This is a genomic window from Labrys wisconsinensis (assembly GCF_030814995.1).
Classification (GTDB): domain Bacteria; phylum Pseudomonadota; class Alphaproteobacteria; order Rhizobiales; family Labraceae; genus Labrys; species Labrys wisconsinensis.
Genome location: NZ_JAUSVX010000003.1, coordinates 320,566 through 340,858 on the forward strand (window position 1 = coordinate 320,566; position 20,293 = coordinate 340,858).

General features: G+C 70.1%; 21 protein-coding genes. 14 read left to right on the plus strand and 7 right to left on the minus strand.

Annotation, left to right across the window (positions count from 1 at the left end; translation table 11 throughout):
- Positions 1-62: 62 nt before the first annotated feature.
- Both QO011_RS11470 and QO011_RS11475 read left to right on the plus strand, forming a co-directional pair.
- Complete coding sequence (locus QO011_RS11470; RefSeq protein ID WP_307271785.1) at positions 63-317, plus strand: type II toxin-antitoxin system prevent-host-death family antitoxin; 255 nt, start codon at positions 63-65, stop codon at positions 315-317.
- Between the two features lie 9 nt (positions 318-326).
- Positions 327-752, plus strand: a complete 426-nt coding sequence (locus QO011_RS11475; RefSeq protein ID WP_307271788.1) for a hypothetical protein — start codon at positions 327-329, stop codon at positions 750-752.
- Between the two features lie 24 nt (positions 753-776).
- Here the strand turns inward: QO011_RS11475 and trpE are convergent, their stop codons facing one another.
- Both trpE and QO011_RS11485 read right to left on the minus strand, forming a co-directional pair.
- Positions 777-2,288 carry an anthranilate synthase component I gene (gene trpE / locus QO011_RS11480; protein WP_307271790.1) on the minus strand — a complete coding sequence of 504 codons (1,512 nt, stop codon included), beginning with the start codon at positions 2,286-2,288 and terminating at the stop codon, positions 777-779.
- Positions 2,289-2,493: 205 nt separating this feature from the next.
- Positions 2,494-4,404: a SurA N-terminal domain-containing protein gene (locus QO011_RS11485; RefSeq protein WP_307271793.1), complete on the minus strand. Its 1,911-nt coding sequence runs from the start codon at positions 4,402-4,404 to the stop codon at positions 2,494-2,496.
- Between the two features lie 246 nt (positions 4,405-4,650).
- On the opposite strand from QO011_RS11485, the gene tpiA reads away from it, so the two are divergent.
- The 10 genes from tpiA (at position 4,651) to lexA (ending at position 11,529) form a co-directional block, all read left to right on the plus strand.
- A complete protein-coding gene (gene tpiA / locus QO011_RS11490) occupies positions 4,651-5,412 on the plus strand; it encodes a triose-phosphate isomerase (RefSeq protein WP_307271796.1) in 762 nt (253 codons plus the stop codon).
- A 114-nt stretch (positions 5,413-5,526) separates the two neighbouring features.
- Positions 5,527-5,805, plus strand: a complete 279-nt coding sequence (locus QO011_RS11495; RefSeq protein ID WP_307271798.1) for a type II toxin-antitoxin system RelE/ParE family toxin — start codon at positions 5,527-5,529, stop codon at positions 5,803-5,805.
- A gap of 13 nt (positions 5,806-5,818) precedes the next feature.
- A complete protein-coding gene (locus tag QO011_RS11500) occupies positions 5,819-6,106 on the plus strand; it encodes a HigA family addiction module antitoxin (RefSeq protein ID WP_307271802.1) in 288 nt (95 codons plus the stop codon).
- 111 nt (positions 6,107-6,217) lie between these two features.
- On the plus strand, positions 6,218-6,826 hold the full coding sequence (locus QO011_RS11505; RefSeq protein WP_307271805.1) for an anthranilate synthase component II: 609 nt from the start codon (positions 6,218-6,220) through the stop codon (positions 6,824-6,826).
- A complete protein-coding gene (gene trpD, locus QO011_RS11510) occupies positions 6,826-7,836 on the plus strand; it encodes an anthranilate phosphoribosyltransferase (protein ID WP_307271807.1) in 1,011 nt (336 codons plus the stop codon). Before QO011_RS11505 ends, trpD begins: the two co-directional genes overlap by 1 nt.
- Before the next feature lie 2 nt (positions 7,837-7,838).
- Complete coding sequence (locus tag QO011_RS11515) at positions 7,839-8,201, plus strand: DUF1801 domain-containing protein (RefSeq protein WP_307271810.1); 363 nt, start codon at positions 7,839-7,841, stop codon at positions 8,199-8,201.
- A gap of 3 nt (positions 8,202-8,204) precedes the next feature.
- The gene (trpC, locus tag QO011_RS11520; RefSeq protein ID WP_307271813.1) at positions 8,205-9,011 is read left to right on the plus strand and encodes an indole-3-glycerol phosphate synthase TrpC; all 807 of its coding nucleotides are present in this window, start codon (positions 8,205-8,207) and stop codon (positions 9,009-9,011) included.
- Positions 9,008-9,487, plus strand: coding sequence for a cyclic pyranopterin monophosphate synthase MoaC (gene moaC, locus QO011_RS11525; RefSeq protein WP_307271816.1), 480 nt, complete (start codon positions 9,008-9,010; stop codon positions 9,485-9,487). Before trpC ends, moaC begins: the two co-directional genes overlap by 4 nt.
- Entirely contained in the window at positions 9,484-10,707 is a 1,224-nt protein-coding gene (locus QO011_RS11530; protein WP_307271818.1) for a molybdopterin molybdotransferase MoeA, read from the plus strand. The genes moaC and QO011_RS11530 overlap by 4 nt, the downstream gene beginning before the upstream one ends.
- A 105-nt stretch (positions 10,708-10,812) precedes the next feature.
- Positions 10,813-11,529: a transcriptional repressor LexA gene (lexA, locus tag QO011_RS11535; RefSeq protein ID WP_307271821.1), complete on the plus strand. Its 717-nt coding sequence runs from the start codon at positions 10,813-10,815 to the stop codon at positions 11,527-11,529.
- Here lexA and QO011_RS11540 read toward each other — a convergent pair.
- Positions 11,523-13,772, minus strand: coding sequence for a ComEC/Rec2 family competence protein (locus QO011_RS11540; protein ID WP_307271823.1), 2,250 nt, complete (start codon positions 13,770-13,772; stop codon positions 11,523-11,525). The two genes, lexA and QO011_RS11540, sit on opposite strands and share 7 nt — an antisense overlap.
- A 143-nt stretch (positions 13,773-13,915) precedes the next feature.
- Here QO011_RS11540 and gltX point away from each other — a divergent pair, with 143 nt between their 5' ends.
- Both gltX and gltA read left to right on the plus strand, forming a co-directional pair.
- Positions 13,916-15,340, plus strand: a complete 1,425-nt coding sequence (gene gltX, locus QO011_RS11545) for a glutamate--tRNA ligase (RefSeq protein ID WP_307271826.1) — start codon at positions 13,916-13,918, stop codon at positions 15,338-15,340.
- Between the two features lie 255 nt (positions 15,341-15,595).
- Positions 15,596-16,888, plus strand: a complete 1,293-nt coding sequence (gene gltA, locus QO011_RS11550; RefSeq protein ID WP_307271828.1) for a citrate synthase — start codon at positions 15,596-15,598, stop codon at positions 16,886-16,888.
- Between the two features lie 68 nt (positions 16,889-16,956).
- On the opposite strand, the gene lpxB is transcribed toward gltA, so the two are convergent.
- The 4 genes from lpxB to fabZ are packed head-to-tail and all read right to left on the minus strand — an operon-like array spanning position 16,957 to position 20,292.
- Positions 16,957-18,132 (minus strand): lipid-A-disaccharide synthase, encoded by a 1,176-nt coding sequence (lpxB, locus tag QO011_RS11555; protein ID WP_307271832.1) that lies wholly within the window; start codon positions 18,130-18,132, stop codon positions 16,957-16,959.
- Positions 18,129-19,013 carry an LpxI family protein gene (locus QO011_RS11560; RefSeq protein WP_307271836.1) on the minus strand — a complete coding sequence of 295 codons (885 nt, stop codon included), beginning with the start codon at positions 19,011-19,013 and terminating at the stop codon, positions 18,129-18,131. The genes lpxB and QO011_RS11560 overlap by 4 nt, the downstream gene beginning before the upstream one ends.
- The gene (gene lpxA / locus QO011_RS11565) at positions 19,010-19,819 is read right to left on the minus strand and encodes an acyl-ACP--UDP-N-acetylglucosamine O-acyltransferase (protein ID WP_307271838.1); all 810 of its coding nucleotides are present in this window, start codon (positions 19,817-19,819) and stop codon (positions 19,010-19,012) included. Before lpxA ends, QO011_RS11560 begins: the two co-directional genes overlap by 4 nt.
- Positions 19,816-20,292 (minus strand): 3-hydroxyacyl-ACP dehydratase FabZ, encoded by a 477-nt coding sequence (gene fabZ / locus QO011_RS11570; protein ID WP_307271843.1) that lies wholly within the window; start codon positions 20,290-20,292, stop codon positions 19,816-19,818. The genes lpxA and fabZ overlap by 4 nt, the downstream gene beginning before the upstream one ends.
- Position 20,293: the final 1 nt, after the last annotated feature.

Below are 20,293 nucleotides of genomic sequence, written 5' to 3' on the forward strand. Positions count from 1 at the left end.
CTGCTTGGAAGATATCCGCATTATGCGTATAATACGGAGACTTGCCTCAACAGGGTGACACCATGCCCCGGACGACCGCGATGGAATTCCAACGTAAGTTCGGAGAGTTCCAGCATCAGGCTCAGCGCGAGCCGGTCGAAATCACGCGGCACGGCAGGCGGGAGTTCGTCCTGCTGTCGGCCGCCCACTATGACTGGCTTCTGGCCGCCGCCAAACGCATGCATCGGACCGAGGATGCCCAGGCGATCGTGATCGAAGCAGTGGAGCGCGCGGAAATGGACCCCGACCACGAAGCACTCGACGAATTGCTGAAGTGAGCCGGCTGCATGGCGTTTCCGGTCGCCAAGCCGGGCCTGGTCGTCCGGTACGACTATCTGTGGTCCCGAGAGGCTGCGGCCGGGCACGATCAGGGCAAGGACCGGCCCGTCTGCCTGGTTGCAGCCAGCGACAACGCCACCAAGCCGCGCTTCGTCGTCCTGCTACCGATCACGCATCGGCCGCCGGATGCAGACTCTGTCGGGATCGAAGTTCCGGCGAAGGTCAAGCTGCTGCTCGGCCTCGATGAGGCCCCGAGCCGGGTCATTGTTTCGGAGTACAACGTCGACGAGTGGCCCAATGGTGGCCTGGCGCCCGTGCCCGGCAGGCCTGGCTTGTTCAGCTACGGCTTCGTACCGCCAAATCTCTTCGGGCAGATCAAGGCCAGGTTCCTGGAGCTCGCACGCCAAAAAAGAAGCAACGCGGTGCGCCGTTGATCGAGCGAACCGCCACGCTCCACCTTACTGCCCCCGCCCTGGCTGCCCGGCGAAGCGCACCGCCTCCTCGGCGGCGCGGAACAGCGCCTTGGCCTTGTTGATGCACTCGGCCTGCTCGGAGGCCGGCACGCTGTCGTAGACGATGCCGGCGCCGGCCTGGACGTGCATGACGCCGTCCTTCACCAGCGCCGTGCGCAGCACGATGCAGGTGTCCATCTGGCCGTCGGCGCCGAAATAGCCGATGGCGCCGGCATAGAGGCCGCGCTTGTCCTTCTCCAATTCGTCGATGATCTCCATCGCCCGCACCTTCGGCGCGCCGGACACCGTGCCCGCGGGGAAGCCGGCTGCCAGGGCGTCGAGGGCGTCCTGGCCCGGCCGGATCCGGCCCTCGACGTTGGAGACGATGTGCATGACGTGGCTGTAGCGCTCGACGAAGAACTGGTCGGTGACGGTGACGCTGCCGATGTCCGCGACCCGGCCGACGTCGTTGCGCCCGAGATCGAGCAGCATCAGGTGCTCGGCGAGCTCCTTGGGGTCGGCAAGGAGCGAGGCCTCGTGCGCCGCATCCTCCGCATGGGTGCGGCCGCGCGGCCGCGTGCCGGCGATCGGGCGGACCGTGACCTTGCCGTCGCGCAGGCGCACCAGGATCTCGGGGCTGGAGCACACCACGGAGAAGCCGGCAAACTGCAGATAGACCAGGAACGGTGCCGGATTGACCCGCCGCAGCGCCCGGTACAGCGTGAAGGGCGGCAGCTGGAACGGCGCGGTGAAGCGCTGCGACAGCACGACCTGGAAGATGTCGCCGGCGCGGACATGGTCCTTCGCCTTCTCCACCATCGCGAGATACTCGGCCTCGCTGGTGTTGGATGTCTGGCTCGCATGCAGCGCGTCGAGGTCGACCACCTCGGCGAATTTGGGCACGTGGCGGTCGAGCCCGTCGACGATCGCCATCAGCCGCTCGACGGCGCGGGCATGGGCCTGCTTGGCGCCGACACCCGGCTGCGGACGCACCGGCGTCACCACCGTGATCTCGTCGCGCACGGCGTCGAACACCACCATGATGGTCGGGCGGATCAAGAGCGCATCCGGCACGCCGATCGGGTCGGGCTTCTGCGCCGGCAGCCGCTCCATCTGGCGCACCATGTCATAGCCGAGATAGCCGAACAGTCCCGCCGCCATCGGCGGCGCCCCGGACGGAAGCTCGATGCGGCTCTCGGCGATCAGCGCCCGCAACGTCTCGAGGGGATGGCCGGGCAGCGGCTCGAACCGATCCTGCGCCGGCTTGCGGTTGATCGAGGCCGCCCCCTTGTCGCAGCGCCAGATCAGGTCCGGCTCCAGGCCGATCATGGAATAGCGCCCGCGCGTCGCCCCACCTTCCACCGATTCGAGCAGGAAGGCGTTGGGCCGGTCGCCGGCGATCTTCATGAAGGCGGCGACCGGCGTCTCGAGGTCGCCCACCAGGGTGGTGGCGACGATCTGCGCGCGACCCGCGGCATAGCCTTCGGCAAAAGCCTCGAAGGAAGGTTCGATGTTCATGGCGGAGAGGTCCGATCGATGTCAGGGCGGCGCGAGCGAGGCGCTCCGGCCGCGGGCGAGGGTCAGGCGACGAGCCGACGCCATCGCGTCCGGCCGTCGATCCGCCGGATCGCCCCGATATCGGACATGCCGACACCCCCCACACGGCGCCGAACGCCGGCGCCCGCATGAGCGCAGCCTCCGTCCTCCCGACAGACAGGCCCCATCACCCCTCTCCCCCGACGACGCCGGTGGCCCGGTTGACGTTGGTCTGGTTGACCACCAGCCCGAGATCGTTCTGCAGGCGCGTCACATACTCGACCAGGATGTCCTCGCCGATCAACTGCTCGATCTGCCGCGCCATCGTCACCGCCTGGTCAGCCTTGGGATCGAAGGGCGGGACAGCATTGTCGGTGACCTGGAGGACAATACGATCCGTGCCGCTGCCGGAGAGCGTGGTGGCGAAGCTCTTGACCGGTGTGGAGAACACCAGGTTGGCCGCGGCGGCCGACAGCCCCTGCCCTTCGGTGTTGCGCTTGAGGTTCCATGCCTGCTTGACATCGAGATTCGCAGCCTTGGCGACGTCGTCGAGGGACTTGCCGCCGTCGAGCTGCTTGACGAGGTCGTCGGCGCGGGCCTTGAGACGCCGCGCCTTCTCGTCGACCGTCCAGGCGGCGACGACGTCGGCCCTGGCCTCGTCGAGCGTGCGGTCGCGGGACCGCGTCACCGCATCGACCGCATACCAGACGGTGCCGGCGTCCCGACCGTCGATCGGGTCGGTGTCGGACCCGGGATCGTTGGCGAACACCGCCGGGGCGAGCTTGTCCTGCAGCGGCATCTCGATGGTCTTGCCGGTGGGGTCCCTGCCCTGCGCGTCCATGGCGGCGACCTCCACGACCTGGAGGCCGAGCTTGCCGGCGATCTCCTTGAGCGAGGCGCCGCCGGAGCGTTCGTCGTCGATCTTGGTCTGGAGGTCGAGCAGCTCGTTGCGTGCCCGGTCGCTGGCCACTTCCTTCTTGATCTCATCCTTGACGAGGTCGAAGGGGGTGACCGCCTCGCGCTCGATCTTGGTGACGCGCAGGATCACGGTCGAGAGCCTGCCGTGCACCACGCCGGAGGTCGTGCCTTCGGCCAGCGAGAAGGCGGCGTCGGCGAGCGCGCTGTCGAGGAGCTGGGCCTTGGTCACCGTGCCGAGATCGAGGTCTGCGGGCTGGAGCTTGCGCTCGGCGGCGATGCTGTCGAAAGTCGCCTTGCCGCTGGCGATGTCGGCGGCCGCGGCCGAAGCTTCGGCGTCGTTGGCAAAGGCGATGCGCTGGACCGTGCGCTTCTCCGCCGCCGTGAACTGGCTCTTGCGGCTCTCATAGGTGGCCTTGGCGTCGTCGTCGGTGACCACGACCTTGGCCGCGAACGCATCCGGCACCAGCGCGAGATAGGTGAACTTGCGGTATTCCGGCGTGCGGAAGGCGGCACGGCGCTCGTCGTAGAAGGTCTGCAGGGCCGCCGCGTCGGGCTGGCCGATGTCGCCGAGCTGCTCGTCGGTCAGCGTCGCATAAGCAATGCTGCGGGTCTCGCCGCTGTAGCGGGCGAACGCTTCCTGCATCACCTCGGGTGCCACGATCTCGCCGCCCAGCGCCTCGCCGAGCTGGCTGCGCAGATAGGTCTGGCGCTGCTGGGCCAGGAGGCCGGCCTCGGTCGTGCCGCTCTCGCGCAGGATGGCGTTGAAATAGGTCGGATCGAAGCGCCCGCCGTTCTGGAAGGCCGGGTCGCTCCGGACGATCTCGGCGACCTTGATCGGTTCGAGATCGAGCCCGTATTTCTTCACCTGCTCGTCGAGCGCCGCATTGCCGGCGGCGCGCTGCACGACCTGACGGTTGATCCCGAGCAGGCGCGCCTCAGCCGGGCTGAGCACCTTGCCGAAGCGGCGCGACTGCTGGCGGACCTCCAGCGTATAGGCGCGCTGCAGCTCCTCGGTCGAGACGATCGTGCCGCCGACGCTGATGGCCTCGTTGGAGCGGAAGCCGCGGAAGATGTCCTGGATGCCCCACAGGGCGAAGCTGAGGATCAGCAACACCATCAGGGCGATCAGGATCAGCCGGGCGATCCCCTGCTGGAAGGTCGTGCGGATGGAGGTCAGCATGGGCGGGCGACTATGTTTCCAGAATCCGGGTTGCCGATCGAGACTGCCGCCTCGCGAAAGGCGCGCATCATAGGGATGCGGCGATGGGGCCGCAATGGCACCCTCCGGAGGTTTTTCGGCGCCTTGCCCCGTGCTGCCGCCGTTGTTAAGAGGCGTCGGAGGTCTCCGGCCGCCATGGCCGGAGCCGGGGGACGACCGCCGGCGTGTTTGGCGCGAGGGCGGGATTTGGAATCACAGGAGGCATCCATGGCGCCGGCACGGCCGCGCCCGCTCGTTGCGGGCAACTGGAAGATGAACGGCCTGGCGGCGTCCGCCGCCGAGCTCGACGCCATCGCCGAGGGCGTCGCCGCCGGCGGCGCCGGCCGGGCGGAGGCGCTGATCTGCCCGCCCTTCACCCTGATCGCCGCCTTCGCCGCGCGCCTTGCCGGCAAGGCGCCCGCCATCGGCGGGCAGGACTGCCACGCCAAGCCGTCAGGCGCCCATACCGGCGACGTCGCGGCCGAGATGCTGCGCGATGCCGGCGCGAGCCATGTCATCGTCGGCCATTCCGAGCGGCGCACCGACCACGGCGAGACCGACGACGTCGTCAAGGCCAAGGCCGAGGCGGCGCTACGCGCCGGCCTCGTCGCCATCGTCTGCATCGGCGAGACCCGGGCCGAGCGCGAGGCCGGCAAGACGCTGGACGTGGTCGGCACCCAGCTCGCCGGCTCGCTGCCGGCCGGGGCCACCGCGGCCAACACCGTCATCGCCTACGAGCCGGTCTGGGCCATCGGCACCGGCTTGACGCCGACGGCGGCAGACGTGAAGGAAGTGCACAATTTCATCCGCGGCCAGCTCTCCGTGGCGCTGGCCTCCGAAGGCGCCGGCGTGCGCATCCTCTACGGCGGCTCGGTCAAGCCGGCCAATGCGGCCGAGCTGATGGGCGTGGAAAATGTCGACGGCGCCCTGATCGGCGGCGCCTCGCTGAAGGCGGCGGACTTTCTGGGGATTGCGGCGGCGTACAAGTAGGATCCGCCCCCTTGCCGGACAGTGGAGGACCGGCTGTCCTCCCCACCCTGCCTACCTTGAGCCGGCGGGAACGCTTCTCTTTGCGTCGTGTGTCGCTACACGATACACTGCGCCATGATAGTCGGCTTTCGCAACAAGGGGCTCGAAACCCTGTACCGGACCGGGTCCGGCCGCGGGGTGCAACCGGCACACGTGGCCAAGCTGAATCGCATCCTGGCTGCGCTGGATGCAGCGGCGTCGCCCGCCGACCTGAACCAGCCTGGCTACAAGCTCCATTTGCTCAAGGGGGAGCTGAAAGGACACTGGTCCATATGGGTCAATGGCAATTGGCGCGTCACTTTCTGCTTTGTCGGAAGTGACGTGGATTTGGTGGACTACCTGGATTACCACTGAAGGAACTCGCGCCATGATGAAGAACCATCCGCACCCCGGCGAGCTTCTGCGCGAGGATGTGCTCATGCCGCTCGGGATCGACGTTACGGATGCCGCTCACCGGCTCGGCATGTCGCGCACGAGCTTGTCGCGCGTCATCAATGGCCGGGCCGGCATAAGCCCCGATCTGGCCGTTCGCCTGGAGCGTGCAGGCGCAAGCACCGCGCGATTCTGGATGACCTTGCAGGCCAACTATGAATTGTCTCTCGCCGAGCAGCGCGAGCAGCCGGAGGTGCGGCCGCTGCGAACGGAAGCCGCCTGAGAGAGTGTGGCAAGCTGCGAAGCTTGACCCGCTCTGTCTTCGCGCCCTAGTGCTGTCCGGTGAACTCCGGGACGTTTCTTGTGACGCCCGTCAGCCGAGGAGGCCCGTGCCATGACCACCGTGACGCTGATCGACAACTATGACAGCTTCACCTGGAACCTCTGGCACTATATCGGCCAGCTCGGGTGCGAGGTCACGGTGCATCGCAACGATGCAGTGACGGCGGACGAGGTCCTGGCCGCCGAGCCCGACGCCATCGTGCTGTCGCCCGGCCCCGGCACCCCCGACAGCGGCGGCGGCATCTGCTGCGAGCTGATCGGCAAGGCGACGGGCCGGACGCCGCTCTTCGGCGTCTGCCTCGGCCACCAGGCGATCGGACAGGTGTTCGGCGCGACCGTGACCCGGGCGCCGCTGCCGATGCACGGCAAGCTCTCGGAGATCCACCACGAGGGCGGCGGCGTGTTCCGCGGCATCAACGGGCCGTTCCAGGCCACGCGTTACCACTCGCTGATCGTCGACCGCGACACCCTGCCCGACGCGCTGGAGGTCACCGCGCAGACGGATGACGGCATCGTCATGGGCATGTCGCATCGCAGCGCGCCGGTGCACGGGGTGCAGTTCCACCCGGAATCGATCCGCTCCGAGCACGGCCATCGCATCCTGCAGAACTTCCTCGACATCGCGGCGGAGTGGAATCGCCGGCACCGCGGCAGGGCGTGATGGACGAGTTCAAGCCCTTCGTCGGCCGCGCCGCAGCGCGGCCGCTCAGCCGCAGCGAGGCGGCGGAGGCCTTCGACCTCCTGCTGTCGGGCCAGGCGACGCCCTCGCAGATCGGCGGCTTCCTGATGGCGCTGCGGGTGCGCGGCGAGACGCCGGACGAGATCGCCGGCGCGGTCAGCGCCATGCGCTCCAAGATGACGCCGGTCGTCGCGCCGGCGGACGCCGTCGACATCGTCGGCACCGGGGGCGATGCCTCCGGCTCCTACAACGTCTCGACCGCCGCGGCGCTGATCGTGGCGGGTGCCGGCGTCAAGGTGGCCAAGCACGGCAACCGGGCCCTGTCGTCGCGCTCCGGCGCGGCCGACGTGCTCACCGCGCTCGGCGTCAAGATCGACCTGACGCCGGAGCGGATCTCCGCCTGCATCGCGGAAGCCGGCCTCGGCTTCATGTTCGCGCCGGCCCATCACGGCGCGATGAAGCATGTCGGCCCGACCCGGGTGGAGCTCGGCACCCGCACGATCTTCAACCTGCTCGGCCCCTGCTCCAACCCGGCCGGCGTCAAGCGCCAGCTCCTCGGCGTGTTCTCGGCCCATTGGCTGGAGCCGCTGGTGGAGGTGCTGCACAGCCTCGGCTCGGAGCGGGTCATGGCCGTGCACGGGAGCGACGGGCTCGACGAGATCACCACCACCGGACCGACCGACGTGGTGTCGCTGGAGAACGGCAGGGTGACGCGCTTCACCATCGAGCCCGAGGCGATCGGCCTGCGCCGCGCAGCGCCGGCCGAGCTCAAGGGCGGCGACGGCGCCTACAATGCCCTCGCCCTGCGCGCGGTGCTTGCCGGCGAGAAGACGCCCTATCGCGACATCGCCGTCCTCAACGCCGCCGCGGCGCTGATGGTGGCAGGCAGAGCCGCGAGCCTCGCCGAAGGCGCGGCGCTGGCGGAGGCTTCCATCGATCATGGCCGGGCCGAAGGAGCGCTCGACCGGCTCGTCCACGTCTCCAACGAATGACCATGCGCGATCCCCGGATCGACGCCTCTATCGCGCAGGCGCCGGGCTTCGCCCGGCCGATCCTGGCGCATATCCGCGCCGTGGTGCATGATGGCGGCGGCGGGATCGGCGAGACCATCAAGCGGGGCATGCCCTATTTCGAGCAGGACGGCCTGATCTGCGGCATGGCGGCCTTCACGACCCATTGCGCCCTGACCTTTCGCAAGGGCGAGGCGGCGAGCGGCGCGATCGGCGCCATGGGCCAGTTCGGGCGCCTCACCCGACTGGACGACCTGCCGGACGACGCGACGCTCCGGGCGCTGGTCGAACGGGCGGTCGCCCTGAACCGAGCCGGCGCCAGGACCGGCGCAGCAGGAAAGAGCTAGGCGATGGCCGATATTCTCCAAACCATCGAAGCCTATAAGCGGCGCGAGATCGCCGCGGCCAAGGAGCAGCGTCCCCTGGCCGGCCTGGCGAAGGCGGCGGCGGCGGCGCCGCCGGTGCGCGGCTTCCTGCATGCGCTCGAGGCGAAGCTCGCGCGGGGCGAGCCGGCCCTGATCGCCGAGATCAAGAAGGCGAGCCCGTCCAAGGGGCTGATCCGGGCCGACTTCGATCCCCCGGCGCTCGCCCGCGCCTACGAGGCCGGCGGAGCGGCCTGCCTGTCCGTGCTGACCGACGAGCCCTCCTTCCAGGGCAAGCCGGCCTATCTCGGTGCGGCCCGCGCCGCCGTCGGCCTGCCGGCCCTGCGCAAGGACTTCATGTACGACCCCTATCAGGTGGTGGAGGCGCGCGCCTGGGGCGCGGACTGCATCCTGATCATCATGGCCGGCATCGACGACGCGGGTGCCCGCGCGCTCGTCGCCGCGGCGAAAGACTGGTCGCTCGACGTGCTCTGCGAGGTGCATGATGCCGCAGAGCTCGATCGCGCCCTCGCGCTCGACGTGAGGATGATCGGCATCAACAACAGAAATCTCAAGACGTTCGAGACGAAGCTTGAAGTTTCCGAAGAGCTCGCGCCGCGTGTGCCGCGCGACCGCCTGCTGGTCGGGGAGAGCGGCATCTTCACCGCGGCCGACATCACCCGGTTGAAGCGCGTCGGCATCGGTACCTTCCTGGTGGGCGAGAGCCTGATGCGCCAGGCCGACGTCACCGCGGCGACCCGGACGCTGCTCGCGCCGCAGGCGGAGGCCGCGTGAGCAGCCTCACCCATCTCGGCGCCTCCGGCGAAGCCAACATGGTTGATGTGTCGGAGAAGCCGGCCACGACGCGCGTCGCGGTGGCGGAGGGGCGCGTGGTGATGCAGGCTGAGACGCTGGCGCTCGTGCGCAGGGGCGACGCCAGGAAAGGCGACGTGCTCGGCACGGCGCGGATCGCCGGCATCATGGCGGCGAAGAGGACGCACGAGCTGATCCCGCTCTGCCACCCCTTGATGTTGGCCAAGGTGACGGTGGAGATCGAGCCCGACGAGGCCCTGCCCGGCCTGCGGGTGAGGGCGCTCGCCAAGGTCACGGGCCAGACCGGCGTCGAGATGGAAGCCCTGACCGCCGTCTCGGTGGCGTGCCTCACCATCTACGACATGGTGAAGGCGGCCGATCGCGGCATGCGCATCGAAGGCATCCGCCTCGTGGAGAAGAGCGGCGGCAAGTCCGGCGAATGGCGGGCCGACCCATGACCGACCTCCTGCCCGTCGCAGACGCCCTGGCACAGGTCCTCGCCGGCGTCGAGGCCCTGCCGGTCGAGCGCGTGCCGCTGCTCGAGGCCCGCGGCCGCGTGCTGGCCGAGACGCTCGTCGCCCGCCGCACCCAACCCGGGTTCGACGCCTCGGCCATGGACGGCTATGCCCTGCGGGCGGCGGAGGCGGCCGAGGGCGCGGCGTTGACGGTCATCGGCGAGAGCGCCGCGGGCCATGCCTTTTCCGGCCGTTTCGCCACCGGCGAGGCCGTCCGCATCTTCACCGGCGCGCCGGTGCCTGATGGCGCCGACGCCGTGCTGATCCAGGAGAATGCCCGGCGCGAGGGCGACGTCATCCGCGTCACGGTCGCGCCGCGCCCCGGCCAGAACATCCGCCGGCGCGGCCTCGACTTCCGCGACGGCGATCCGGCGCTCGCGGCGGGAAAGCGGCTCGGTCCGCGCGACCTCGCCCTCGCCGCGGCGACCAACCATCCCGCCCTTCCCGTGCATCGGCGCCCGCGCGTGGCGATCCTGGCGACCGGCGACGAGATCGTCCTGCCCGGCGCGCCCGCGGGCCCGCACCAGATCGTCGCCTCCAACACGTTCGCCCTGGCGGCGATGGCGCAGGCCGAAGGCGCCGACGTGATCGACCTCGGCATCGCCGGCGATACCATGGCGGCGCTGGAGGCGGCGATCCGCCGGGCTCGGGATGCCGAGGCCGACGTGCTCGTGACCATTGGCGGCGCCTCCGTCGGCGACCGCGACCTGGTGCAGGCCGCCCTGACCCGCGAGGGCATGAGCCTCGGCTTCTGGAAGATCGCCATGCGGCCGGGCAAACCGATGATGCATGGCGGCCTCGGCCGGATGCGCATCCTCGGCCTGCCCGGCAACCCGGTTTCGGCCATCGTCTGCGGCGTGCTGTTCCTGGTGCCGCTGATCCGCGCCCTGTCCGGCCGCGGCGATCGCACTCTGGCGCGCCGGCCGGCGCGCTTCGCCGTCGATTGGCCGGCGAACGATTTCCGCGAGGACTATCTGCGCGCGACGTTCGCGCTTGACGCAGCGGCGGAGCTGCCGATGGTGACACCGTTCGCGGTGCAGGATTCGTCGATGGTCAGCGTGCTGGCCGGCGCGGACTGCCTCGCCATCCGTCCGCCGCACGCACCGGCGGCGCAGGCGGGCGACCCCTGCGAGATCATCGATCTCAACGCTGCCGGCTATTGATTTACTTGAAGTTCATGATTGCGGAACACAGTGCGAACATGTAGCACTGTTCATGTTTTGTTTGGCGATTCATCGGTTGATTCGCCCGCCGCACCAGGAACGCCGATGCTGACGAAGAAACAACACGAATTGTTGCGCTTCATCCACGAACGCCTGAAGGAGCAGGGCGTGCCGCCCTCCTTCGACGAGATGAAGGACGCGCTCGACCTTCGCTCCAAGTCCGGCATCCATCGCCTGATCATGGCGCTGGAGGAACGTGGTTTCATCCGTCGCCTGCCCAATCGCGCCCGGGCGCTCGAGGTGGTCAAGCTGCCCGAGTCCTCGGTGCCGGGATTCGGGGCCACCCCCTCGCAGCGCGGCTTCCGACCCAACGTGATCGAGGGCGCCCTGGGGCGGGTGCGCAGCGCCCCGGCGGCGCCCGCCGACGAGGATGCCGTCCGCTCGGTGCTGGTGCCCGTCATGGGCCGGATCGCCGCGGGCACGCCGGTCTCGGCCATCCAGAACAAGAGCCATACGATCAGCGTGCCGCCGGAGATGCTGACGGCCGGCGAGCATTTCGCCCTCGAAGTGCGCGGCGATTCGATGATCGAGGCCGGCATCTTCGACAACGACATCGTGCTGATCCGCCGCCAGGACAATGCGGAGACCGGCGACATCATCGTGGCGCTGATCGACGACGAGGAGGCGACGCTGAAACGTCTGCGCCGCCGGGGCGCCTCGATTGCGCTCGAAGCCGCCAACCCCGCCTATGAGACACGCATCTTCGGACCGGACCGCGTGCGCATCCAGGGCAAGCTGGTCGGCTTGTTCCGCCGCTACTGAGGCTCCGTCGCGGCTTCGTTGCCGGCCTCGTCCGTGGCAGCTGCCGGCGCGACTGCCGACCGCCTCGGCGCAATCGTCCGGGCGGCGACGGGCGCCCAGGGCCTGTCGCTGCCGGCAGGACGTGCGGCGACGACACGCCAGCGCGGCACGGCATCGAAGGACGAGGTCTCCTCGTAGATGGCGATGGATCCGGCGGCGAGAATCGCTGCTCTGTCGACGACCACGCCGGCAGCGGCGCAGCGGGCCGGCGCCGCGAGGGGCGTGACCAGGATGGCGACCTTGCCGCAGTCCTCGTCGATGGCATTCATGGTCCGGTCCAGCTCCAGGGCACGCCCATGCCCGAGGGGAACAGAGCAGCCCTCCGGGTCGCAGCGCCTGCCCTCGGCCAGCGTCGGGTCCTCGGGCGGACGGGCATCGCCCATCGCCAGGAGCCATTCGCGGACGTTGAAGGCATCGCGCTTGTCGGCGATGACAGCCAGGCGCTCGCCGTCCCGGGCCAGGGCGGCATGGCCGTTCGCCCCGAGGATGGCGACCGGCCTGGGCGAGGCCACGGCCAGCGCCGCGCCGAGGCTCAGCGGCAGCACGGCGACGAGGGCCAGGCGGCTGCGCAGGACCGCCAGCAGCACCAGGCAGGCGGAGAAGGCGGCGAGCGCCGTGCTGGAGAATTGCGGCGTGACGATCTCCGAGCCTGGCCAGGTCGCGACCATCCGGGCGATCGCCATGAACCAGCTCACCGCCACGCCCATGGCGGACCAGACCGGCGCGCCGTAACCGAACGGCTCGGCCGCCAGCGCCAGCAGGGCCAGCGGCATGATCAGCAGCGAAACGATCGGCGTCGCCATGAAGTTGGCGGCGAGCGACTGGACCGTCAGCCGATGGAAATGGAAGGCGGAGAACGGCGCCGTCGCCAGCGAGGCGATGATCGTGGTGACCATCAGCCCGACGACCACCACGCCGAACCGGGACAGCACCCGCCCGGCAAAGGAGGTCGGCGGCCGCGATCCCGGCCGGCGCGGCTGGTCGTACCAGGCGACGAGCATGGCGACCGCGCCGAAGGACATCTGGAAACTCGGCCCGAGCAGTTGCTCCGGCGTGGTCAGGAGCACGAGGCCGGCGGCGAGCGCGACGTTGCGGCGGGTGATGGCGGTGCGATTGAGCGCCATCGCCATCAGCACGATGGCCGACATGAAGAAGGAGCGCACCGTGGCCACTTCGGCGCCGGAAAAGATCGTGTAGGCCGCGGCCGGACCGAGGGACAGCATGGCCGCCAGCGCCTTCAGCGGCAGGCAGAGGGCGAGGCGCTGGGAGAGCGCCAGCAGCGCGCGGATCAGCCAGAACAGCGCGCCGGCGAACAGCGCCATGTGCAGGCCGGAGATCGACACCACGTGATAGAGGCCGGCGGCGCGCAATGCCGTGTTGGCGTCCTCGGGGATCAGGCCGCGCTTGCCGGTGACCTGCGAGGCAGCGACGGCGCCGTCCTCGCCCGGCACGATCGCGACGATGCGCTCGGTGAGGGCGTTGCGGATGCGGTCGAGCCAGGCGGCGAAGCGCTCGCCGGCGGTCATGGCGACGGGACGCTCCGCCGGCTTGATCCGGCCGGCGACGAAGCCCACCGCGCCGATGCCGTGGAAGAAAGCGTCGCGGGCGAAGTCGTAGCCGCCGGGCACCGTTGGAGGCGGCGGCGGGCGCATCAGCGCCTTCAGCGTCACGCTGTCGCCCGGCGCCGGCAGGTCGATGCCGGTGGAGGTCAGCCGGACCAGGGCGGGCATGGCCTCCGGGGCAAGGCCCGCGATCGTCTCCGGCCGCAGCACCAGGCGGGCACCGCCGCGGGCGCGCCGGTCGACGGAGAGGACCGTCGCAGTCATGGTCGCGGTCAGGGGCTTGGTGAGCTGCGGCGCCGCCACGGCGAGAGTGCGCAGCTTGGCCGAGGAGAAGCCGACGCCGAGGGCCGCGCAGCAGACGAAGCCGATATACAGCCAGCGCCGGCCGCGAGCGGCCCAGGCCGCCGCGACCGCCGCAAGGCTCGCCGTGGCCGGCCCGGCGAGGCCCGGCTCTTCCGGCGCGACGAAATAGAGGATGACGCCGAGCCCCAGGAAGATCGGCACGACCAGCGCGAGATCGAAGGCGTCGGCCTCGAAGGCGGCGGCGGCGCGCAGCCGGGCGCCGAAGGTCGCGACGAGCTGTGACAGCGTCGCCACGCCGGGCATGACAAAGGGTTGGCGGCGCGGGTCGACCCCCGCCACCCCGACGCGCTCCCCTGCCCGCCCACGCCCCATGAAAGGCCGCTCCGACGCTACCGCCCGGCACGACGCTGTGTTAAACGCCCCCAGCGTATCGCGTCCCCTACCCGCTCGCCAGGGGACTGCCTCAAGAGACCGCCCCCGACATGTCTTCGCCCGTCGTCACCCGTTTCGCCCCCTCGCCCACCGGCTTCCTGCATATCGGCGGCGGCCGCACGGCGCTGTTCAACTGGCTCTATGCCAAGGCGAAGGGCGGCAGGATGCTGCTGCGCATCGAGGACACCGACCGGGAGCGCTCGACCCAGGCCGCCATCGGCGCCATCATCGACGGCCTCTCCTGGCTCGGGCTCGACTGGGACGGCGATCCGATCTTCCAGTTCGCCCGCGCCGCGCGGCACCGCGAGGTGGCGGAGGCGATGCTGGCGAGCGGGCGGGCCTATTACTGCTATGCCACGCCGCAGGAGCTGGAGGAGATGCGCGAGACCGCCCGCAGGGAGGGGCGGCCGCCGCGCTATGATGGGCGCTGGCGCGATCGCGATCCCGCCAGCGCGCCGCCGGGCATCAAGCCGGTGATCCGCCTGCGCGCCCCGCAGGACGGCGAGACCGTCATCGACGACGAGGTGCAGGGCCGCGTCACCTGGGCCAACAAGGACCTGGACGATCTGGTGCTGCTGCGCTCGGACGGCAATCCGACCTATATGCTGGCGGTGGTGGTGGACGACCACGACATGGGGATCACCCATATCATCCGCGGCGACGATCATCTCACCAATGCCGCGCGCCAGAAGCAGATCTACGAGGCCATGGGCTGGGACGTGCCGCACATGGCCCATATCCCGCTGATCCACGGGCCGGACGGCGCCAAGCTGTCCAAGCGGCACGGGGCGCTGGGCGTCGACGCCTATCGCGCCATGGGCTATCTGCCGGCGGCCATGCGCAACTACCTGGTGCGCCTGTCCTGGAGCCACGGCGACCAGGAGATCTTCTCGACCGAGGACATGATCGCCGCCTTCGACACCGGCGCGATCGGCCGCTCCCCGGCCCGCTTCGACTTCAAGAAGCTGGAGAACCTCAACGGCCACTACATGCGTGCCTCCCCGGACGCCGAGCTGATGGATGCGATCGACAAGCTGCTCCCGCACATCCCGGGCGGCCCGGAGCTGGCGGCCAAGCTCGATCCGCCGATGCGTCGCAAGCTGACGGCGGCGCTGCCCGGGCTGAAGGAGCGCGCCAAGACGCTGATCGAGCTCCTGGACGGCGCCGGCTTCCTGTTCGCCGCCCGCCCCCTGCCGCTCGACGACAAGGCCCGGTCGCTGCTCACCGACGAGGCGCGGGCGACGCTGGGGCTGGCCACGACCCGGCTCGAGACCCTGGCGGACTGGTCGGCCGAAGCGGCGGAGGCGGCAATCCGGGCCCTTGCCGACGAGACCGGGCTCAAGCTCGGCCAGGTGGCCCAGCCGCTGCGCGCAGCCCTCACCGGGCGGGCGACCTCGCCGCCGGTGTTCGACGTGCTGGCGGTGCTGGGCCGCGAGGAGAGCCTCGCCCGGCTGAAGGACCAGGCCACGTCCTGAGGGGGCGGCCGGGCCGCGGAATCGCGGCCGTCCGGAGTCGCCCGGCCGCCGATCGAGACGCTCCGCCGGCCCTGCAGCATCCGCACGCCGGTTGCGCCGCCAGGGCACGCCTGCCGGTCCCGGACCAGTTCTTGCGGCAATGCAGCAAATGAGCTACCCAATCCGCGCGAACGACGGACGCAGGATCGCAGCAGCGATCACGGGCCTGCACCGGGCTCGGGCGCGTCGGCCGGTTTCCGAACACAGGAGACGAGCATGAGCGGCGACTCTGCGACACTGACGATCGGCGACAGATCTTTCACGCTCCCGACCCGATCCGGGACCATCGGCCCGACCGTCGTCGACATCGCGCCGCTCTACAAGAACACCGGCATGTTCACCTACGATCCGGGATTCACCTCGACGGCGAGCTGTGAATCCCAGATCACCTATATCGACGGCGACGAGGGCGTGCTGCTCTATCGCGGCTATCCCATCGAGCAGCTCGCCGAGCACGGCGACTTCCTGGAGACCTGCTATCTCCTGCTCTACGGTGAGCTGCCGACGTCGGCGCAGAAGGCCGATTTCGACTACCGCGTCACGCGCCACACCATGGTGCACGAGCAGATGGCCCGGTTCTTCCAGGGCTTCCGCCGCGATGCGCATCCCATGGCGGTCATGGTGGCCTCGGTGGGTGCCCTCTCGGCCTTCTACCACGACTCCACCGACATCGCCGATCCGCACCAGCGGATGATCTCGTCGATGCGGCTGATCGCCAAGATGCCGACCCTGGCGGCGATGGCCTATAAATATTCGATCGGCCAGCCCTTCGTCTATCCGAAGAACGATCTCGACTACCCCTCGAACTTCCTGCGCATGTGCTTCTCCGTGCCGTGCGAGGAATACCGGCCCAACCCGGTGCTGGCGCGGGCGCTCGACCGCATCTTCATCCTGCACGCCGACCACGAGCAGAACGCCTCGACCTCGACGGTGCGCCTGGCCGGCTCCTCGGGCGCCAATCCCTTCGCCTGCATCGCCGCCGGCGTCGCCTGCCTCTGGGGGCCGGCCCATGGCGGCGCCAACGAGGCGGCCCTGAAGATGCTGCAGGAGATCGGCACCGCCGACCGCATCCCGCACTACATCGCCAAGGCCAAGGACAAGAACGACCCGTTCCGCCTGATGGGCTTCGGCCACCGCGTCTACAAGAACTACGACCCGCGCGCCAAGATCATGCAGAAGACCACGCATGAGGTGCTGAATGAGCTCGGCAACAAGGATGATCCGCTGCTCGAGGTCGCGATCGAGCTGGAGCGCATCGCGCTGCACGACGAGTATTTCATCGAGAAGAAGCTCTATCCCAACATCGACTTCTATTCGGGCATCACCCTGAAGGCGATGGGCTTCCCCACCTCGATGTTCACGGTGCTGTTCGCCCTGGCCCGCACCGTGGGCTGGATCGCGCAGTGGAAGGAAATGATCGAGGATCCGAGCCAGAAGATCGGCCGGCCGCGTCAGCTCTATACCGGCGCCGCGCGGCGCGACTACACCTCCATGGCCCAGCGGCGCTGAGGCGCTGCAAGAAAATGGTACAGCGGCGCTGAAGAAGCGCCGCCGGCGGCCTTGCCGATCGCCCGGGATCAGCGGGCCGCGCGCTTGGCTTCGATGGTTTCGAGCACGATGCGGGCGGCGCGCTCGGATGGCGCTTCGCCTTCCAGCCGCATCAGGCCGTCGAGGCGGCCGAGCGCCTCGAGCTGGTGCCGGCGCTCCGGCCCCTCGCCGATCAGCGGCACCAGCGCCTCGGCGAGGCGCGGCGGCGTCGCATCCTCCTGCAGCAGCTCCGGGATCGCCCGCTCGCCCAGGATCAGGTTGGGCAGCAGCACCGACGGCGTCCGGATCAGCCGGCGCGCCAGGAAGGCCTCCCAGCCCGGGAGGCGATAGGCGCCGACCATGGGCACGCCGGACAGTGCCAGCTCCAGCGTCACGGTGCCGGAGGCCGCCAGCGCCGCCCGTGCCCGCCGGAACGCCGCGAACTTCTCGGCCTCCCCGTCGATCACCCGCGGACGGACCGCCCAGCTCGCGACTGCGGCGCGCAGCCGCTTCGCATGGCGCGGCACCGTGGGCAGGACGATGTCGAAGGGGCCGGCCCGCTGTATCGCCAGGGCCAGCGCTTCGCCGAAAACGTTCGTCAGCCGCGCCACCTCGCCAGAACGGCTGCCCGGCAGCGCCAGCACCAGCGGCGGCGCGGCGGAGCGCGCCGCCGTCTCCTGCGGATCTGGTCGCAGTTCGCCCAGGCGCTCGATCAAGGGATGGCCGACATAGGTGCAGGGCGGCCCGCCCAGCCGCTGATGCGCAGCCGGCTCGAACGGCAGCAGGGCCAGGACATGGTCGACATAGGCCGCCATGTCGCGCGCTCGCCCGGATCGCCAGGCCCAGACCGACGGCGAGACGTAGTCGACGATCGGCAGGCCCGGCAGGCGCCGCCGCACGCGCTTTGCGACCGCGTGGGTAAAGCCGGGACTATCGATGATCACCAGCACGTCAGGCGGCTCGGCCACCACCGCGTCGATCGTCTGCCAGGCCCGCGCATAGATCGTCGGAAACCGCGCGAGGACCGGGGCAAATCCCATCACCGCGACGTCGTCGAGGGGAAACAGGCTTTCCATGCCTTCGGCGCTCATCGCCGGGCCGGCGACGCCGCGAAAGCGGACCGCGCCGGCGAGCCGCCGGCGCAACGCCTGCATCAGCTTGAAGCCGAGCTGGTCGCCCGAGGGTTCTCCGACCACCAGGAAGACGTCGAGCGGCGCACCGGTCATCTTGCGACCCCGAGGATGAACAGGCCGAGCTTCTCCGCCTCGGCCAGGGTCTGCTGCCGCTCGACGACCAGGACGCCACCGGCCTCGACCGCGATGCCGGCAAGCCCGGCCCGAACCGCCAGCCGCACGGTCCTCGGGCCGATCACCGGCAGGTCGGCGCGCATGTCCTGGCCGGGCTTGGGCGCCTTCACCATCACCCCGCCGCGATGCTCGGCCAGCACCGGCCGGCCATGACGCAGCAGGCGGCCGAGCAGCCCGTGCCGCCGCAACGCCGAGACGCGGCGCAGCATCGCGTCCGTCCCCTCTGCGGCCTCGACCGCCAGGACCCGCCCGTCGGCCACGACCACCGCCTGGCCGACATCGAGCGGCCCGAACGCCCGCAGCGCCTCCACGCCCCTGGCGATGTCAGCCATGGCGCTCTCGCCCGGGTCTCGGCCGGCGAGCAGGCCGATTGCGGCCATCAGCCCCGGAGCCACGTCGCGCACGCCAACCACGGGAAAGCCGCTGTGCTCCAGGAAGGCGATGACGCCGCGCAGGACATTGTCGTCGCCGCCCCGCACGATCCGGCGGATCTCGTCGCGGTTGAGCGCCGCCTGCCAGGCCGCGAGCACCAGGCCGAGCCCCGGCCTGTGGACGGTTCCGGCCATGACGATGCGGCCGACGCCGAGGCGCCCCAGCGCCGCCACCGCCCCGGCAGGGTCCATCATCCCGATCGGCTCTTGGGCGAACCCGGCGAAATCGGCGTCCGCCACGCCCCGCAGCGGCATCACCACCACGGCTTCGCCGCGCGCGGCGACCTCGGCGGCGATCTCGGCCGGCAACCGGCCGGCTCCGGCGATGATCGCCAGGGGAGCGGGCCTGGAGCTCGCGCCGGGGCTCAAGCGTCGGCGCCCGCCGCGTCGCGCGGCGTGCAGATCGCCCGATCGCCGCCCGCCCGGACGAAGGACACCATCTCCTGCACCAGCGGCTCGTCGACGAACTCGGACGCGACGTCCTCGAGCCGCTCCTTCAGCGTGCCCTCGTCGGCGAACAGCAGGCGGTAGGCCCGGCGCAGGGCGTGGATCTGCTCGCGCTCGAAGCCGCGCCGCTTCAGGCCGACGATGTTGAGGCCGGCGAGATGGGCACGGTTGCCGATCGCCATGCCATAGGGGATGAGGTCGTTCTCGACGCCGGTCAGCCCGCCGACGAAGGCGTGGGCGCCGATGCGCACGAACTGATGCGCGGCGCAGCCCCCGCCCAGGATGGCGAAGTCGCCGACCGTGCAGTGGCCGGCGAGCATGACGTTGTTGGAGCAGATGACGTTGTTGCCGAGCTTGCAGTCATGCGCGACATGGCTCTGGGCCAGGAAGACGCAGCGCTCGCCGACCTCCGTCCGCAGGCCGCCGCCGGCCGTGCCGGGGTTCATGGTCACGCCTTCCCGGATCAGGCAGTCGGCGCCGACCACCAGTTCGGACGGCTCTCCCCGGTACTTGAGGTCCTGCGGGGGGTGCCCGAGCGAAGCAAAGGGATAGACCTGCGTGCGGGCGCCGATGCGGGTGCGCCCGGCGACGACCACGTGCGAATGCAGCGTCACGCCGTCCGCCAGGGACACGGCCTCGCCGACGAGGCAGAAAGGCCCGACGGTCACGCCCTCGCCGAGAACGGCGCCGGGCGCGACGATAGCCGTGGGATGGATGGCCTGGGTCATGCGGGGCTATTCTCGACAAGCATGGCGGAGACGATCGCCTCGGCGGCAACCGCTCCGTCGACCTTGGCCTCGCCGCGGTACCACCACATGTTGCGCCGGCTCTTGAGCTTGGTCATGTGCAGGCGCATCTGGTCGCCCGGCGTGACCGGCCGGCGGAATTTGCACTCATCGATCGTCATGAAATAGAACAGCTTCGGCGGCGCGCCGGCGAGCGACTTCAGCATGCAGATCGCGCCCGCCGTCTGCGCCATCGCCTCGATGATCATCACGCCGGGCATCACGGGCCGGTTGGGGAAATGCCCCATGAACTGCGGCTCGTTGAACGTCACGTTCTTGATGCCGATGGCGGATTCGTCGCCCGCGATGTCGACGATGCGGTCGACGAGGAGAAAGGGGTAGCGGTGCGGCAGCAGCGACAGGAGCTTGACGATATCCACGGCTTCCAAGGTCTGCACCGGCGAGGCCTCGGTCATT

Bases quoted from the DNA above. Each gene is read 5' to 3' on its own strand.
- QO011_RS11475 (WP_307271788.1), top strand. From the start codon at position 327: ATGGCGTTTCCGGTCGCCAAGCCGGGCCTGGTCGTCCGGTACGACTAT.
- fabZ (WP_307271843.1), bottom strand. From the start codon at position 20,292: ATGACCGAGGCCTCGCCGGTGCAGACCTTGGAAGCCGTGGATATCGTC.
- gltA (WP_307271828.1), top strand. From the start codon at position 15,596: ATGAGCGGCGACTCTGCGACACTGACGATCGGCGACAGATCTTTCACG.
- QO011_RS11495 (WP_307271798.1), top strand. From the start codon at position 5,527: ATGATAGTCGGCTTTCGCAACAAGGGGCTCGAAACCCTGTACCGGACC.
- lexA (WP_307271821.1), top strand. From the start codon at position 10,813: ATGCTGACGAAGAAACAACACGAATTGTTGCGCTTCATCCACGAACGC.
- QO011_RS11505 (WP_307271805.1), top strand. From the start codon at position 6,218: ATGACCACCGTGACGCTGATCGACAACTATGACAGCTTCACCTGGAAC.
- QO011_RS11485 (WP_307271793.1), bottom strand. From the start codon at position 4,404: ATGCTGACCTCCATCCGCACGACCTTCCAGCAGGGGATCGCCCGGCTG.
- gltX (WP_307271826.1), top strand. From the start codon at position 13,916: ATGTCTTCGCCCGTCGTCACCCGTTTCGCCCCCTCGCCCACCGGCTTC.
- lpxA (WP_307271838.1), bottom strand. From the start codon at position 19,819: ATGACCCAGGCCATCCATCCCACGGCTATCGTCGCGCCCGGCGCCGTT.
- QO011_RS11530 (WP_307271818.1), top strand. From the start codon at position 9,484: ATGACCGACCTCCTGCCCGTCGCAGACGCCCTGGCACAGGTCCTCGCC.
- trpC (WP_307271813.1), top strand. From the start codon at position 8,205: ATGGCCGATATTCTCCAAACCATCGAAGCCTATAAGCGGCGCGAGATC.
- lpxB (WP_307271832.1), bottom strand. From the start codon at position 18,132: ATGACCGGTGCGCCGCTCGACGTCTTCCTGGTGGTCGGAGAACCCTCG.
- trpE (WP_307271790.1), bottom strand. From the start codon at position 2,288: ATGAACATCGAACCTTCCTTCGAGGCTTTTGCCGAAGGCTATGCCGCG.
- trpD (WP_307271807.1), top strand. From the start codon at position 6,826: ATGGACGAGTTCAAGCCCTTCGTCGGCCGCGCCGCAGCGCGGCCGCTC.
- tpiA (WP_307271796.1), top strand. From the start codon at position 4,651: ATGGCGCCGGCACGGCCGCGCCCGCTCGTTGCGGGCAACTGGAAGATG.
- QO011_RS11500 (WP_307271802.1), top strand. From the start codon at position 5,819: ATGATGAAGAACCATCCGCACCCCGGCGAGCTTCTGCGCGAGGATGTG.
- QO011_RS11470 (WP_307271785.1), top strand. From the start codon at position 63: ATGCCCCGGACGACCGCGATGGAATTCCAACGTAAGTTCGGAGAGTTC.
- QO011_RS11515 (WP_307271810.1), top strand. From the start codon at position 7,839: ATGCGCGATCCCCGGATCGACGCCTCTATCGCGCAGGCGCCGGGCTTC.